Origin of the sequence: Leisingera daeponensis DSM 23529, from assembly GCF_000473145.1 — a bacterium.
Lineage (GTDB): Bacteria > Pseudomonadota > Alphaproteobacteria > Rhodobacterales > Rhodobacteraceae > Leisingera > Leisingera daeponensis.
The window spans coordinates 547,511-562,373 of the sequence record NZ_KI421500.1; the positions used below are offsets into that span (position 1 = coordinate 547,511).

Sequence of the window (14,863 nt, forward strand, 5' to 3'; positions counted from 1 at the left end):
TGAGGATGCGAGGCTCTGCCTCGCGCTCCGGGATATTTAGGGCCAGATGAATGAAGGATCCGGTCCTCATCTGGCTGAAAATATCCCGGGGGAGGCCCGTGAGGGCCGGGGGCAGCGCCCCCGCACCCCGGTCAGTCGGCGCGCCGCGGCGGCTTCATCGCCACCACGCTGCCGGTTTCGGGGTCGGTGCCGTCCGGCGGGCTTTGCAGCTGCGCCGACAGTTCCGGCAACAGCTCGAACAGCTCCTCGCGCAGGCGGCCCAGGTGCGACTTTGCCAGCGATTCCTCGATTTCCACGTCGCGGGTCCACTGGCGCAGCTCGTGCATCACCATCTTGGCATCCTCCAGCCGGGCCTGGAAGGTATCCAGTTCCTCCTGCCGCTGCTTCAGAAACGTGCGGGCACGCTCGACATTGGCGTCCGAATAGGTGCTGGCCAAATCCTGGCTGACCTGGCTCATCTGCGCCGCCAGCTCCAGCACTTCCGGCTCCAGCTCGCCCAGATCCGGGTGGTTGCGCATGAAGGCGAGCCGTTCCTTCACCGCGTCGAATTCGGAGCGGGCGGTGAACAGCCCCTTGCGGTCGCCGGCGTGGGCGGTGTGGTAGGCGCGGGCCACATCCTCCATCTGCACGCTGAATTTCCGGTGCGAATTCTCCAGCGCCAGCATGCGGCCGTTTGCCGGCAGGAAAAACGCCAGCATCAGCACCAGCGCGGTCAGCGTGATCTGCGCCACCATGCCGGCCTGCGGATAATAGGTCCCGTCCAGCCCCGCCTGCAGCGTCAGCCAGGGCCAGACGCCGGCGGCAGACAGCGCCGTCGCCAAGACCGCGCCGAGCGCGGCAACGCAGATCAGCGCAAACGTGAGGCGCAGGAACAGCGCCTGGGATTTGAAAAGGACAGTGTGAACGGCGGACATGAATACCCCTCCATAATACCGAAACCACCCGGGGGCCGGTGGCAGGGGGGGTGGCCTTGTCAGGCCGTCCACGGCGGCACCCTCGGAACACAACAACGCGGTTCATCGGCAAAATGTTGCACAAGAATCAAATTTTAGGCAACTATCCGCTGATCTTATTCCTGAACGCCTGCGGCGCATTTGCCATGCCCAGCACCAGCGAGGCGAGGATGCAGCCGGTGAACAGGTAAAGGCCCCAGGCCGTCTCGATGGTGGCGAGGCCAATGCCCTTGGCGAGGGTGATATAGAGCGCGATCAGGAACACATCGGCCATCGCCAGCTTGCCCAGCACATGCAGCACCGGCTTCAGCCGCGCGTCCAGCAGGTTCCACTGCACCAGCGCCAGGCCGATGGTCTTGAGGTAGGGGGCGAAGATCGCAAAGAAGGTGACGATCAGCGCCAGCACCGCGTCGCTGCCCCAAAGGCTCTGCAGCCCGGTGATCACCGATATCTCGCTGAGGCCGAAAATCGGCAGCAGCCCCGCCCGCATCAAGGGCGCGAACCAGGCGACGGGGTAGAGGATCAGGAGCGACAGGGTGAGGAAGCGGAGGATCATAGCGGCTCGTTTTCTGCGGGTCCGCCAAGACTTGGGCCTTCTGTGCCGTGATTGAAAGGGGGAAAACGGCGAGAACCTTTCCTGCTGAGGCTTCTGCGGCCTTGTGAAGGAAGCCTCCGGCGGGAGTATTTGGAGAAGGTGAAAAGGGGGACAAGGCTTCTTACTGGAAGCTGTCTTCGCATACCGGTCTTGCAGAGTTGGACGCGGCGTAACCCATTGCGGGCAGGGCGGCAATGAGGAGGAGGACAAATGCATCATTCAGGCGCGGGCGCAGCTTGCTGCGAAACGCCTGGACGGTCCAGTCAAGCATGGTGCTGGCGAACAACAGCACAAAAACCAATGTGTTCAGGCCTTGCGGCAGGAGCCGGCTGCTGAACCCGGGCGATACCCAGTTTGTCGCCAGCAGGCCGGACCAGAGAAGTGCAGAGGCGATCCCGATTGCGATGCGGGGCGAGGCTTGCCCGTTCAGCCGCTTTGCAATCAGGGAAAGGCCGGCGGCAACAGGCAGGGCCAGGATGATGTAGGACATCGCAACCGCATAAGGGCTCGGGCCGGAGCCAAGAAGGTTATGAAGCGGAAGGCACTCCTCAGCCATGCCTCACCGCACCGCCTCGATCGGCCCCTCGGCGCGGCCGTGGATGAACTGGTCGAGATAGGGGTCGCCCGAATGGTCCATCTCCGCGACGGGGCCGGTCCATTGGATCACCCCGCCGTGCAGCATCGCCACATTGTCGGCAATGGCGCGCACCGAGGTCATGTCGTGGGTGATGGTCATTGCGGTTGCGCCCATCTCCACCACGATCTCGCGGATCAGGTCGTTGATCACACCGGACATGATCGGGTCCAGCCCGGTGGTCGGCTCATCGAAAAAGATGATCTCCGGCTCCGCCGCAATGGCGCGGGCGAGGCCCACGCGCTTCTGCATCCCGCCCGACAGCTCTGACGGAAAGAGGTCGGCCACATTGGCCTTCAGGCCCACGCGGCGCAGCTTTTCGATGGCGATGGCGCGCGCTTCCTCCGCCGGGCGCTTCAGCGTGCCGCGCAAGAGCCGGAAGGCCACGTTCTGCCAGACCGGCAGGCTGTCAAACAGCGCGCCGCCCTGGAACAGCATGCCAAAGCGCGCCAGGAACTTGTCGCGGTCGCCGGAGTCGGCGGGCTTGCCATCGACATAGATCTGACCCGAGTCCGGCTTGATCAGCCCCAGGATGCTTTTCAGCGCCACCGATTTGCCGGTGCCGGAGCCGCCGATGATCACCATCGAGGTGCCCTTGGCGATCTCCAGGTTCATGCCATTCAGGACGCGGTTGTCGCCAAAGGCCTTATGGACATTTTCCATGCGGATCATAGCGAGAAGAACACCCCTGTCAGGACAAAGTTGGCGGCCAGGATCAGCACCGCGGCGGCTTCCACCGACCCCTTGGTGGCGCGGCCCACGCCCTGTGCGCCGCGGCCCGACTGCATGCCGTAGTAGCAGCCCATCATCGCCGCGATGGTGCCAAAGGCGGCGCCCTTGACCAGCGAGGAGATGATGTCGAGCGGCTCCAGGAAGTCGACCGTGTTCTTGAGGTAGGCGGCAGCGTTGAAGCCGAGGTTCTGCACCGCCACCGTATAGCCGCCCATGATGCCGATGATGTCGCCGATGCCGACCAGCACCGGCACCGTGATCAGCGCTGCCAGCACGCGGGGCGCGACCAGGTACTTCATCGGATGGGTGGACAGCGTCACCAGCGCGTCGATCTGCTCGGTCACCTTCATGGTGGCGATCTCGGCGGCGATGGAGGAGGTGACGCGCGCCGCGATCATCAGCCCGACCAGCACCGGACCCAGCTCGCGTACCATGCCGATGGCGACGATCTGCGGCACCACGGCTTCGGCGTTGAAGCGGGCGCCGCCGGCATAGATCTGCAGCGCCAGCGCGCCGCCGGTGAAAATCGCGGTCAGGCCGACCACCGGCAGCGACAGCCAGCCGATGTTCAGCAGCGAATTCAGCACTTCCCGCGGGTAATAGGGCGGGCGCAGCATATGGCTGAAGGCCCCCAGCGCAAACAGCGCCGCGCGGCCAACAGCCGACAGCCCCGCCAGGGCGGTGCGGCCCAGCCGGGCCAGGAGAGCGATTGGATTCATCCCAAATATGTCCGTGCCGAACGGTGGCCTGAGGAGGTCAGGATTTCATAGCCGATGGTGCCCGCCGCATCGGCGAGCATGTCCACGGTCTGACGTTCGTTCAGGATTGCCAGCATGTCCGGCACCTCGGCCAGGTCGGTGACATCCACGGTGATCAGATCCATCGAGACACGGCCGACAACGGGGCAGGGGGTGTCGCCCGCGTAAACCTGGATGCCGCCCTGGCCCATCGCACGGTGCAGCCCGTCGGCATAGCCGGCGGCAACGGTGGCGATGCGGCTGGGGCGTTTGGCGACCCACGCATTGCCGTAACCGGCGCTTTCGCCTGGCTCCATATCGCGCACCTGGATCACAGGCAGGTCCAGCTGCACCACCGGCAGCGCGTCCATGAACGGCAGCCCGCCATAGAGGCCGATGCCGGGGCGGCAGAGGTCGAAGTGGTAATCGGAGCCCAGCAGCATGCCGCCGGTCGCGGCCAGCGAGCGGGGGATGTCCAGCCCGTCCGTCAGCTCGCGGAAGGTGTGCAGCTGGCGGGCATTCATGCCGTGGCCCGGCTCATCGGCGCAGGCCAGATGCGACATCAGGAGTACCGGGTTCTGGCCCAGGGCGATTTCCGCCACCGCGGCCCATTCGCCCGGCTCCATCCCCAGCCGGTTCATGCCGCTGTCCAGCTGCACCCCGAACGGGTGGCCCGGCAGGGTCTCGAAATGGCGCAGCATCTGGTCCAGCGAGTTCAGCATCGGCGTCAGCTGGAAATCCTTCAACAGCTTGGCGTCGCCCTCCATATGGCCGGAGAACACCGAAATGCCGGGGCCCGGCCCCAGCGCGCGGCGCAGCGCGCCGCCTTCCTCGGCCGCGGCCACAAAGAAGTTGCGCGCGCCCGCCCGGGCCAGCGCCTTGCCCACCCGGCCTGCATCCAGGCCGTAGCCGTTCGCCTTGACCACCGCGGCTGTCTCGCAGTTGGTCAGCGCATCCAGATTCCGCCAGTTGGTGACCAGCGCATCCAGGTTGATTGTCAATCTTGCCGTGCTCATGCGGTGTTCATGACATGGGCGGGGCGCAGGTCAAGGGGGAAAAACCGGAATGCCGGCGGAGGTTTGCCTTTGAAGAAACAAAAAAGCCCGGTCCGGCGGGGGAGCCGGCCCGGGCTGGTGCTGATGGCCTGACGGTGAATGGATCCGGCAGGCAGCAGCGCTGAAATTCCGCGATCCGGGCCGCAGAGGCCGGGATCAGTGCTCGTCGTAGCCTTGCTGCCAGGCCTTGGCGAGGTTGCCGAAGCGGGTGAACTGCGCCTCGAACGACAGCTCCACCGTGCCGATGGGGCCGTGACGCTGCTTGCCGACGATGACTTCGGCCTTGGCGTGCAGCCGCTCCATCGCCTGCTTCCACTCTTCCATCTTCTCCAGCTCGTGGTCGCCGGGCTTTTCCCGCTCCTTGTAGTATTCCTCGCGGAACACGAACATCACCACGTCGGCGTCCTGTTCGATCGAGCCCGATTCCCGAAGGTCGCTGAGCTGCGGACGCTTGTCCTCGCGGTTTTCCACCTGACGCGACAGCTGCGACAGCGCGATCACCGGAATGTGCAATTCCTTGGCAATCGCCTTCATCCCCATCGAGATTTCGGCGATCTCGTTGACCCGGTTGTCCGACATGCCGCGGCAGAGCTGCAGATAGTCGATCACCAGAAGGTCCAGCCCGTGCGTCCGCTTCAGGCGCCGCGCCCGTGCGGCCAGCTGCGAGATCGGGATCGCGGGCGTGTCGTCAATGAACAGCGGGCAGCTTTCCAAGTCTTTGGCCGCCTGCACGAAGCGCCGGAATTCGCTTTCGGTCATGTCGCCCTGGCGGATCTTGTGCGAGGAGATTTCCGACGCTTCCGCCAGGATCCGGCCTGCCAGCTGCTCGGCGCTCATCTCGAGGCTGAAGAACCCCACCACGCCGCCATCCAGCGCGCCTTCCGATCCGTCGGGTTTCACCCCGCGTTTGTATGCCTTGGCGACGTTGAAGGCGATGTTGGTCGCCAGCGACGTCTTACCCATAGAGGGGCGGCCTGCGAGGATGAGGAGGTCCGAGGGATGCAGGCCGCCAAGTTGTTTGTCGAGGTCTACCAGGCCCGTCGAGATGCCGGCCATGCCGCCACCCCGCTGATACGCCTCGTTGGTCACATTGACCGCTTCTGTGACGGCCTTCAGGAAAGATTTGAAGCCGCTTTCCGTCTGGCCCTGCTCTGCCAGCTGGTAAAGCGCCTGCTCTGCCTCAACGATCTGCTCTTTGGGTTCTGATGCCACGTCAACGCGGCGTGCCTTTTCTGAGATCGACTGGCCCAGGGCGATCAGCTCGCGCCGGATCGCCAGGTCGTAAATCATCTGCGCATAGTCCCGCACCGCAAAGGCGGAGATCGACGCGCCGGCGAGCTTGGCCAGATAGGCCGGCCCGCCCAGTTCCTTCAGCCCTTCGTGGTCCTCCAGGAACGCCTTCAGCGTCACTGGCGAGGCCAGCGCGTTCTTGGAGATCCGCGCCGCCGCCACCTCATAGATGCGGGCATGGACCGGGTCGTAGAAATGCGACGAGTCGATGATCAGCGCGATCTTGTCGTAGACCTCGTTGTTGGTCAGGATCGCGCCCAAGAGCTGCTGTTCCGCCTCCACCGAATGGGGCAGCTCGTTGTCCGGCATCGCGGCCGCCTGCGCCGCGGCGGGTTCGGGCATCGGTGCAGGAGGGGGCATATCGCCGTCGAAAGGGGTAATCTCGTTCATCACTGCTCTCGTCTTTCCGGCCGCCTTATACGGTGCGCGGGGCCATTCGCCTATCTGGGAATCTCTGGGGATTCCCTGTGGATATCCGCACCGGGCCTGTGGGCTGTTTACCGCATTGGGCCAGCAAGCCTGTCCTATGCAGGCTACATGATGCGGCCGTGTTTGGATAGGCCCCCATATCTGCGCATCAGCCGCCGCGGGGAACGATTCGAGGCGGGCTTTTCCACAGCCCGCCGGGGAGCGCTTAACTTCGCGTTAAGCGGATCTTCGCGTGCCGCGCCTGCTGCGGCCCTGCCGGCGGCCCTGGCGGCGGACTGGCGGGCAATCTGCCCGCCGCAGCCTCACTCTGCCTTGTTGGCGTCCTGCCAGGCGCGCGGATCCTTGAGGAATTTCTCCACCTCGGCGAGCGTCTCCTCGCTGAAGCTTTTCTGTGCCTTGGCTTCTGCCAGAACATCCCACCAGGTGCACAGGTAATGCAGCTCAACGCCGTGGTCGCCCAGGCGTTTGGTGGTTTCGGGGAAGATATCGTAATAGAAGATCACCGCGGTGTGGCCGCAAGACGCGCCGGTTTCGCGGATTGCATCGACAAAGGACAGTTTGGAGCCGCCGTCGGTGGTCATGTCTTCCACGAGCAGCACCCGCTGATCCTCGGTCATCACCCCTTCGATGCGGGCGTTCCTGCCATAGCCCTTGGGCTTCTTGCGCACATAGGTCATCGGCAACGCCAGCCGCTCCGCCACCAGCGCGGCAAACGGAATGCCCGCAGTCTCGCCGCCGGCGATGTTGTCAAACGCCTCAAACCCCGCGTTGCGCATCACGGTCACCGCCATGAAATCCATCAGGGTGGAGCGGATGCGCGGGAAGGAGATCAGCTTGCGGCAGTCGATATAGCTGGGCGAAGGCAGGCCGGACGCCAGCGTATAGGGGGTCTCTGTATTGAAGTTCACCGCGCCGATTTCCAGCAGCATCCGGGCCGACAGGCGGGCGATTTCTTCTTTCGACGGGTAGGAAGAGGGGATCATGGCGGCGGGCATCCTTTGCGGCAGCGGTTTTGCTGTCCTTAAACCGGAACGCCACCGGTTTGAAGCCCCGGCGAAGGGCCGGCCCCCCAATGATCGCGGGGGCCGGCCGCAGCGCGGGTCAGAAAATGAAATCGTTGCCCGACAGGTCGGCAATCCCGACCCCGTCCAGCGTGATCGTGTTGCCATTTCCGTCGCTGATCACAGCATTGCCGTCTTCTTCGGACAGGTGGTTGTTCTTCAGATCGCGGAAGGACCTGATGCTGTTCACACCGGACAGGTCGATCTTTTCCTTCCGCCCGGCAGTCTCGAAATCGGACACGGTGTCGTCGCCAAAGGCGCCCTTGAAGATGAACCGGTCGGCGCCGCCTTCCCCGAACAGCTCGTCGTTGCCGCCGTCGCCCAGGATCTTGTCGCGCCCGGCGCCGCCCAGGATCAGGTCATCGCCGCCTTTGCCGGACAGCGTGTCATTGCCGCCCAGACCCATCAGGCGGTTGCCGCCGCCGTTGCCCAAAAGCTTGTCCGCGCTTTCGGAGCCGCGCGCGCGTTCGATGCTTTTCAGCGTGTCGCGGTCCCCGAATCCGTCAATGGCAAAGCCCTTGGCCAGGTTCACGGTCACGCCCTCCTCGCCGCCATAGCGTTCGTCGCGGTCATAGCGGACCTCGTCCTGGCCTTTGCCGCCGTTGATGGTGTCGTTGCCTTCGATGCCGCGGAAATAGTTGGCCTTGCCGTTGCCGGTCAGCTTGTCGTCATGGGCAGAGCCGCGCAGCGCCTCGATGCTTTTCAGCGTGTCGGTCTTGCCCCAGCCGTCCGTCGCGGTGCCTGTGCCCAGATGCGCAACGACGCCGCTGGGGTCATTGGTAAAGGCGACCTGGTCGAAGCTGCCGCTGCCGCCATTGTAGGTGTCGCGCCCGTCGGAACTGACGAAGTAGTCGTCGCCGGCACCGCCGTTGAACGTGTCGCGGCCCGCCGTGCCGTAGAATTCGTCGTCTTCGGTGGAACTGGTGGTGGCCAGCGACGACCAGGCAATGACCTGGCCCGCAGCCAGTGCCCCGGCGGGATCGGACAAGCTGGAGATGGTAGCGTCGAAGGCCTTCCAATCCGCCGGTGAACTCACTTGCGGCAGCGCCGCCCCGTCGATCACGAAATAGAACTCTGTATCAGTGTTGTCGCCGGTTTCAAAAGTGACCCCCAGGATCACACTGGTGCCGCCGGACCAAGTGACCTGGGTCAATATGGTCTCGTCGGAGAGGAAGTTGAAGCTGGGGTTATTCAGATTAACGCCGCCGGAGATCGCCTGAAGGACATCGTCATTCATGTCGATAAAGGCCACGCCGTCGTCGTCACGGCCGATAATTGAGTAGGTGAAGGTCGAACTGGCGTTCGGAACCGTCACTTGCACTTCGACGTTGCTGACGGACGACGGTTCGCCGTCCACAAAATCGACCCGCGCGCCACTGAAAGTAAAAGTTGTCATTCTCTTGCCCCCCTACCGGTAAAAGCCAGCGGCAGCCGCTGGCGGAAATCAATAGCCCGATACTTGAGTGGGGCTGCTGATTCCCGGCAAGGCGACGGGGAGAAAATTTTTACTGTTGGTTAACAAGTGTTGCTATTCGGCACGCCAGTACACGTCAAAGCCCGGATCAAACACGGTGACAGGCCCGTCGCCGGTCTCGATCTTCTCCGGAAATGCCACGGCGGTCTCCGACTTGGTCAGGGTCAGCGTCTGATCGCTCACCGGCAGCCCATAGAACGCAGGGCCATGTTCCGAGGCAAAGCCCGCCAGCTTGTTCAGCGCCCCTTCTTCCTCGAACACATGCGCCAAGAGGGACATGGTATTTGTGGCGGTGAAACAGCCGGCACAGCCGCAGGCGCTTTCCTTGTTCGGGTCGGTATGGGGGGCGGAGTCGGTGCCCAGAAAATACCGCTTGTCGCCCGAGGTGGCCGCGGCACGCAGCGCCAGCCGGTGCTCTTCGCGCTTGGCAACCGGCAGGCAGTAGTAATGCGGCTTGATGCCGCCCACCAGGATGTGGTTGCGGTTGATGATCAGGTGGTGCGTGGTGATCGTCGCGCCCAGATCACGCTCCTGGCTCGCCACATAGTCTGCCGCGTTTTTGGTAGTGATATGCTCCATCACCACCCGCAGCCCCGGGGTCGACCGGCGGATCGGATCCAGCACCCGGTCGATGAACACCGCCTCGCGGTCGAAGATGTCGATGTCGTGGTCGGTCACCTCGCCATGGGTGCAGAGCGGCAGGCCGATCTCGGCCATCTTCTCCAGCACCGGGCGCACCTTGTCGAAATCGCGCACGCCAGAGGCCGAATTGGTGGTTGCCCCCGCCGGATACAGCTTCACCGCCTTGACCAGCCCGCTGGCATGGGCGGCGGCCACATCCGCCGGATCGGTGTCCTCTGTCAGGTAGAGGGTCATCAGCGGTTCAAACGCCATGCCGCCGGGCAGCGCCGCCAGAATGCGGTCGCGGTAGGCGGCGGCCTGGTCCCCGGTCACCACCGGCGGCACCAGGTTCGGCATGATGATGGCGCGGCCGAAATGGCGGGCGGTTTCGGGCAGCACGGCTTGCAGCATCGCGCCGTCGCGCAGATGCAGGTGCCAGTCGTCGGGGCGGGGGATGGTCAGCGTCTGGGTCATGCGCCCGCGTTAGCACATGGCAGCGGCGAAACAAAGCGGCGGATTGACCGGGGGCTGCCGCTGTTCAGCGCTTGGGCGGGAACCGGAATTCGCCGCTTTCGGCGCGCTGTTCCAGCTCCTGCAGGCGGCGGCGGAACCGCGGCGCCCGCATCCGCTCGGTCACGTTGCGGCACACGAGCGCAACCAGATAGTTGCGGTCCTCGCGCTCCAGCCGGCCCAGCAGGTTGCGCAGGTAGAAAGAATTGTTGCGGCGGCTGCGGAACAGCTTGTGGAACGCCGCCGCCGTCAGCTTGCGGCTGCCGGCCAGCGACAGGATGTGATAGAGCATCTCCATCTCGATCAGCCGGGTCTGCACTGCATCGCCCAGGTAGGGCGCCCGCAGCCGGGTCACATTCCGGCGGGCAAACAGCGAGGCGTGCATGGCGTCCAGCCGCTCCTGCGGGTCATAGATCACAAAGGCCTGTTCCGCCGCATCCAGCATATCCGGCGCATAGCCGTAGCGGTCGGTGAACGACAGGCGGCGCATCTCGGTGAACCGGTCGTCCCATTCGGTCATCCGCGGCTCCAGCGTCGCCTGCGGCTGCACCGCCACCACCACGGCGCCGGGGGCCGCCACCGAATAGGCCGCCGCCGCATAGCCGCAAGGGCCTGCGCCGTAGAAGATCACATTGTCAAACTCGTCGAAGAAGCCGTCATCGATCAGCTGGTCGAAGAAGCCGTAGATTTTCTCGTCGCGGAACCAGGTGTCGCCGTCGGAGACCACGCACATATGCGACCAGCCCAGGTTCTTTACCAGGTCAAACCCCAGCGGCTGCGCCAGGTCGGACAGGTTGTGAATGCCCTGCATGGTCTCAAAGGTCACCAGCAGCGTGTTGCCCTGGTCGATGAAGGTGGCAAAGTGGCGGCTGCCCAGCGGCTGGTGCATTCCGTACTCTTCCGCCAGGGCCGCCATCCGGGCCTTCCACTGCACAGGCTTCAGCCCGGAGAGGTCTTCTTCCAGATTTTCAAGTCCGTCCGGCATACCTGCTATCCTCTGCGCCCGCCGCAATACTGCGGGCTTGCTGCTCGGAGACACAGTTAGGCGGCAATTGAGGCCAAATTTGGAAAAACTTCTGCCTCTTTAGGGCGTTGCAGCGTCCATTCGGCGGCCTTCCGGCGCAGCGCCTGCGGCTCAGCTGCCCTCTTCGGGCTGCGGTCCGGCGGCCTGTTCCTGCATGGCAAAGCCGCGCAGCAGCTCTGCCGCCGCCGGGCTCACCGCGCGCGAGGGCGGCGTCATCAGCAGCCGGGCAAACAGCGCGCGGAAGGGCTCCTGCTGCATCAGCGCCGCAAACCGCTCATGGCGCCACGCCACCGCGCCGGCATGCAGCCGCGCCAGCTCCGGGTCGCGCAGCAGGCCCGCTTGCAGCTCTGCCCGCGCCGCGCTGCTGCGCGCGATGGAAGTGTCGCTGGCCGCGCAGTAATTGCGCTCCACCCAGTAATCCATCCCCAGCTCCGCCTGCCGGTTGACCCGGCCGCGGTCGGCCTTCAGCACATAGCTCTCCATCGCGCCCAACGGATAATGGTTCAGCTGCGCCAGACGCCCGTTCGGCCGGCCATAGCTGGAGAACAGCCGCTTGGTCTTGAACTCGGCGCCCAGCTCGCGCCCCTCGCAGTCGAACCAGCGGAACCGGTCAAGCCGCGCCGCGTCTTTCACATCGCGGGGCCGGTGGACGCCGCATTTGCGGTAGGTGCCGTTGTTGCGGTACAGCGTCTTGAACATCACCGCCCGCCAGGGCCAGTGAATCACCTCTGGCGCGCAGCGGGTGAACTGCTCTGTCACCGGCTGATCCTCATAGCGCACGATGCCGGCATTGCCGAACAGCCGCCAGGTCAGCGTCACCGCATCCGCCTGCGGCAGCGCCGCCAGAAGGTCCGCCACCGTGCCATCGCCGGTCTTGATGCAGACAAACTCGTCGATATCCAGCACCAGCACCCAATCGGCCTGCTGCATCAGCGGATGCCGGTCCGCCTGTTTCAGCGCGGTGAACTGGATGCCGCCCTTGTGGTAAGGCCCCTCGTTGCGCACATGAGAGAGCTGCCCCAGCGCCTCCAGCCGGTCCAGCATCCGGGCGGTGCCGTCCTGGCAATTGTTGGAGAAGACAAGGAAGTCGGTAAATCCGGCGGCCCGGTGATGGGCCAGCCATTCCAGCAGAAAGGCGGCTTCGTTGCGCACGCAGAGGACGGCCAGAACCCGCACCGGCCTCACGCCTCCGGAGCGGCCGCGGCGGGGCCAGCGGGCTGATAGGGCGGCATGTGCGGGGCTCTGCCCATGGCGTGCTTCTCGCTCCTCGTAACCCGCGCCCGGCTCAGCGCATTCCTGGTGCGGAGTTTTACCCGCCCGGACGGGATTTACAACTCTGCGCCGGCCCGCACGGCGCCTGCCTCTGCAGCGCAGCCGCGCCGCGCGGCTTGACCGGGGCCGCGCGGCGTGGCCTGTTGGGCGGGGCAAAAGGAGGCTCAGCATGCAGCAGGCGCAGTCAATTGATCAGGTCCAGCAGGTTCTCTCCAGCCAGGGCTATGTCTGCGGCCGGGCGCTGGCCACGGTGGTGTTCCTGTCGCTGAAACTGGGCCGGCCGCTGTTCCTGGAGGGCGAGGCCGGCACCGGCAAGACCGAGATCGCCAAGGCGCTGGCCGCGGGCCTGGGCCGCCGCCTGATCCGGCTGCAATGCTACGAGGGTCTGGACGCCGCCAGCGCCGTCTACGAATGGAACTTCGCCGCCCAGATGGTCGCCATCCGCACCGCAGAGGTTTCGGGCGAAGCCGCAGGCAGCGCCGGCCGCGTGGCGCTGCAAAACGAACTCTTCTCCGCCGACTACCTGATCGAACGCCCGCTGTTGCAGGCAATGCGCCCGGATGAGCGCGGCGCGCCGGTGCTGCTGATCGACGAGCTTGACCGCACGGATGAGCCGTTCGAGGCCTTCCTGCTGGAGGCGCTCAGCGACTTCCAGGTGACGATCCCGGAACTCGGCACCATCCGCGCGCCGGAGCCGCCGATCGTGGTGCTCACCTCCAACCGCACGCGCGAGGTGCATGACGCGCTGAAGCGCCGCTGCCTCTACCACTGGGTCGACTACCCGGATTTCAGCCGCGAGGTGGAAATCCTGAACGCCCGCGCCCCCGAGGCCAGCCAGCAGCTCAGCCGCGAAATCGTCGCCTTCGTGCAGGCCCTGCGCACCGAGGATCTGTTCAAGAAGCCGGGGGTGGCCGAGACCATCGACTGGGCCAACTGCCTGCTGGCGCTCGACGTGATCGCCCTCAGCCCCGAGGTGATCGCCGACACCCTCGGCGCCATCCTCAAATACCAGGACGACATCGCCCGCCTGCAGGGCTCCGAGGCCAAGCGCATTCTGGATCAGGCGCGCGCCAGCCTGGACGCCGCCTGATGGTTCATCTTTCCAGAAATACTCCGGGGGAGGCCGGAGGCCGGGGGCAGCGCCCCCAGGGCCACTGATGCCTGACTATCCGCCGCTGTCCCTGCCGGACGACCCCAAGCTGGTCCGCAACATCACCCATTTCGCCCGCGCCCTGCGCAAGGCCGGGCTGCCGATCGGTCCGGGCCGGGTGCTGGACGCGGTGCAGGCGGTGGCCGCCGCGGGCTTCACCAGCCGCGAGGATTTCTATTGGGCCCTGCACGCCTGTTTCGTCACCAAGCCGGAGCAGCGGCTGGTGTTTGCCCAGGTCTTCCGCCTGTTCTGGCGCGACCCCAGGTACCTCGAGCAGATGATGGCCGCGATGCTGCCCGCGATCCGCGGCGTGCAGGAGGAGCGCAAGGCGAAACCCGCCGAAAAACGCGCGGCAGAGGCGCTGCTGGACGGTATGCTCGACCCGCCCGAAGCCCCGGCGGAGGAGCCGGAGGACACGGAGATCGACATCGACGCCTCCCGCACCGCCTCCGCTGAGGAACGCCTGAAAACCCTCGATTTCGAGCAGATGAGCACGGCGGAGGCCGCCGCCGCCAAACGCATTCTGGCGCAGCTTCAGCTGCCGGTGACACCGATCCAGTCGCGCCGCCTGATGGCCTCTCCGCAGGGGCGGCGGGCCGACTGGCGCCGCACCCTGCGCCAGGCCGCGCGCCAGGGCGGCGACCTGCAGCAGATCGCCCGCGCCAAACGCCGCATCCGCTGGCCCAACCTGGTGGTGCTCTGCGACATCTCCGGCTCGATGAGCCAGTACAGCCGCATCATCCTGCATTTCCTGCATTCCGCCGCCAACGCCAAGGGCGCGGGATGGGCGCGGGTGCATGGCTTCACCTTCGGCACCCGGCTCACCAACATCACCCGCCACCTGCACCAGCGCGACGCCGACGCGGCGCTGGCGGCGGCAGGGGCAGAGGCACAGGACTGGGAAGGCGGCACCCGGATCGGCGACTGCCTGCACGCCTTCAACCGCGACTGGTCGCGCCGGGTGATGGGGCAGGGGGCGGTGGTTCTGCTGATCACCGACGGGCTGGACCGCGGCGCCCCCGAAGCCCTGGCGCGCGAGATGCAGCGGCTGCAGCTCTCGTCACGCCGCCTGATCTGGCTGAACCCCCTGCTGCGCTGGGACGGCTTTGCCCCCAAGGCGCAGGGCATCCGCGCCATGCTGCCCTATGCCGACAGCTTCCGCGCGGGCCACTCCATCGCCTCGCTGAAGGACCTGGCGCAGGTGATCTCCAGCCCTGCGGATGCGGGCGAGAAGGCGCGGCTGATGGCGCTGCTCTAGCCCGTGGCAATAAATTCCAGAACAAGAATATGACTTGATCTGAATCAAACCGTCTCTTATGGCTCTGA

Annotated in this window: 14 protein-coding genes; 2 read left to right on the top strand and 12 right to left on the bottom strand. The window is 65.4% G+C overall.

Features of this window, described 5'->3' with window-relative positions:
- Positions 1 to 131 precede the first annotated feature (131 nt).
- The 12 genes from DAEP_RS0103050 to DAEP_RS0103105 form a co-directional block, all read right to left on the bottom strand.
- A complete protein-coding gene (locus tag DAEP_RS0103050) occupies positions 132 to 914 on the bottom strand; it encodes a hypothetical protein (RefSeq protein WP_008554647.1) in 783 nt (260 codons plus the stop codon).
- Positions 915 to 1,056: 142 nt separating this feature from the next.
- Positions 1,057 to 1,509, bottom strand: coding sequence for a paraquat-inducible protein A (locus DAEP_RS0103055; RefSeq protein WP_027243642.1), 453 nt, complete (start codon positions 1,507 to 1,509; stop codon positions 1,057 to 1,059).
- 160 nt (positions 1,510 to 1,669) lie between these two features.
- Positions 1,670 to 2,038, bottom strand: a complete 369-nt coding sequence (locus DAEP_RS0103060) for a hypothetical protein (protein WP_027243643.1) — start codon at positions 2,036 to 2,038, stop codon at positions 1,670 to 1,672.
- A 69-nt stretch (positions 2,039 to 2,107) separates the two neighbouring features.
- Positions 2,108 to 2,854, bottom strand: a complete 747-nt coding sequence (locus DAEP_RS0103065) for an ABC transporter ATP-binding protein (protein WP_008553949.1) — start codon at positions 2,852 to 2,854, stop codon at positions 2,108 to 2,110.
- The gene (locus tag DAEP_RS0103070; protein WP_008554671.1) at positions 2,851 to 3,633 is read right to left on the bottom strand and encodes an MlaE family ABC transporter permease; all 783 of its coding nucleotides are present in this window, start codon (positions 3,631 to 3,633) and stop codon (positions 2,851 to 2,853) included. The genes DAEP_RS0103065 and DAEP_RS0103070 overlap by 4 nt, the downstream gene beginning before the upstream one ends.
- Entirely contained in the window at positions 3,630 to 4,667 is a 1,038-nt protein-coding gene (alr, locus tag DAEP_RS0103075) for an alanine racemase (protein WP_027243644.1), read from the bottom strand. The genes DAEP_RS0103070 and alr overlap by 4 nt, the downstream gene beginning before the upstream one ends.
- A 195-nt stretch (positions 4,668 to 4,862) precedes the next feature.
- Complete coding sequence (locus DAEP_RS0103080; RefSeq protein ID WP_027243645.1) at positions 4,863 to 6,386, bottom strand: replicative DNA helicase; 1,524 nt, start codon at positions 6,384 to 6,386, stop codon at positions 4,863 to 4,865.
- 341 nt (positions 6,387 to 6,727) lie between these two features.
- Positions 6,728 to 7,408 (bottom strand): orotate phosphoribosyltransferase, encoded by a 681-nt coding sequence (locus tag DAEP_RS0103085; protein ID WP_027243646.1) that lies wholly within the window; start codon positions 7,406 to 7,408, stop codon positions 6,728 to 6,730.
- A 118-nt stretch (positions 7,409 to 7,526) separates the two neighbouring features.
- A complete protein-coding gene (locus DAEP_RS23260; protein ID WP_027243647.1) occupies positions 7,527 to 8,882 on the bottom strand; it encodes a calcium-binding protein in 1,356 nt (451 codons plus the stop codon).
- 132 nt (positions 8,883 to 9,014) lie between these two features.
- Positions 9,015 to 10,055 (bottom strand): dihydroorotase, encoded by a 1,041-nt coding sequence (gene pyrC / locus DAEP_RS0103095; RefSeq protein WP_027243648.1) that lies wholly within the window; start codon positions 10,053 to 10,055, stop codon positions 9,015 to 9,017.
- Between the two features lie 64 nt (positions 10,056 to 10,119).
- Entirely contained in the window at positions 10,120 to 11,076 is a 957-nt protein-coding gene (locus tag DAEP_RS0103100) for a hypothetical protein (protein ID WP_008555372.1), read from the bottom strand.
- A 150-nt stretch (positions 11,077 to 11,226) separates the two neighbouring features.
- Complete coding sequence (locus tag DAEP_RS0103105; protein WP_027243649.1) at positions 11,227 to 12,291, bottom strand: glycosyltransferase family 2 protein; 1,065 nt, start codon at positions 12,289 to 12,291, stop codon at positions 11,227 to 11,229.
- Between the two features lie 265 nt (positions 12,292 to 12,556).
- Here DAEP_RS0103105 and DAEP_RS0103110 point away from each other — a divergent pair, with 265 nt between their 5' ends.
- The gene (locus DAEP_RS0103110) at positions 12,557 to 13,477 is read left to right on the top strand and encodes an AAA family ATPase (RefSeq protein ID WP_008554965.1); all 921 of its coding nucleotides are present in this window, start codon (positions 12,557 to 12,559) and stop codon (positions 13,475 to 13,477) included.
- 67 nt (positions 13,478 to 13,544) lie between these two features.
- Complete coding sequence (locus DAEP_RS0103115; RefSeq protein ID WP_027243650.1) at positions 13,545 to 14,795, top strand: vWA domain-containing protein; 1,251 nt, start codon at positions 13,545 to 13,547, stop codon at positions 14,793 to 14,795.
- The last annotated feature ends 68 nt before the right edge of the window (positions 14,796 to 14,863 follow it).

Bases quoted from the DNA above. Each gene is read 5' to 3' on its own strand.
- DAEP_RS0103050 (WP_008554647.1), bottom strand. From the start codon at position 914: ATGTCCGCCGTTCACACTGTCCTTTTCAAATCCCAGGCGCTGTTCCTG.
- DAEP_RS0103055 (WP_027243642.1), bottom strand. From the start codon at position 1,509: ATGATCCTCCGCTTCCTCACCCTGTCGCTCCTGATCCTCTACCCCGTC.
- DAEP_RS0103060 (WP_027243643.1), bottom strand. From the start codon at position 2,038: ATGTCCTACATCATCCTGGCCCTGCCTGTTGCCGCCGGCCTTTCCCTG.
- DAEP_RS0103065 (WP_008553949.1), bottom strand. From the start codon at position 2,854: ATGATCCGCATGGAAAATGTCCATAAGGCCTTTGGCGACAACCGCGTC.
- DAEP_RS0103070 (WP_008554671.1), bottom strand. From the start codon at position 3,633: ATGAATCCAATCGCTCTCCTGGCCCGGCTGGGCCGCACCGCCCTGGCG.
- alr (WP_027243644.1), bottom strand. From the start codon at position 4,667: ATGAGCACGGCAAGATTGACAATCAACCTGGATGCGCTGGTCACCAAC.
- DAEP_RS0103080 (WP_027243645.1), bottom strand. From the start codon at position 6,386: ATGAACGAGATTACCCCTTTCGACGGCGATATGCCCCCTCCTGCACCG.
- DAEP_RS0103085 (WP_027243646.1), bottom strand. From the start codon at position 7,408: ATGATCCCCTCTTCCTACCCGTCGAAAGAAGAAATCGCCCGCCTGTCG.
- DAEP_RS23260 (WP_027243647.1), bottom strand. From the start codon at position 8,882: ATGACAACTTTTACTTTCAGTGGCGCGCGGGTCGATTTTGTGGACGGC.
- pyrC (WP_027243648.1), bottom strand. From the start codon at position 10,055: ATGACCCAGACGCTGACCATCCCCCGCCCCGACGACTGGCACCTGCAT.
- DAEP_RS0103100 (WP_008555372.1), bottom strand. From the start codon at position 11,076: ATGCCGGACGGACTTGAAAATCTGGAAGAAGACCTCTCCGGGCTGAAG.
- DAEP_RS0103110 (WP_008554965.1), top strand. From the start codon at position 12,557: ATGCAGCAGGCGCAGTCAATTGATCAGGTCCAGCAGGTTCTCTCCAGC.
- DAEP_RS0103115 (WP_027243650.1), top strand. From the start codon at position 13,545: ATGCCTGACTATCCGCCGCTGTCCCTGCCGGACGACCCCAAGCTGGTC.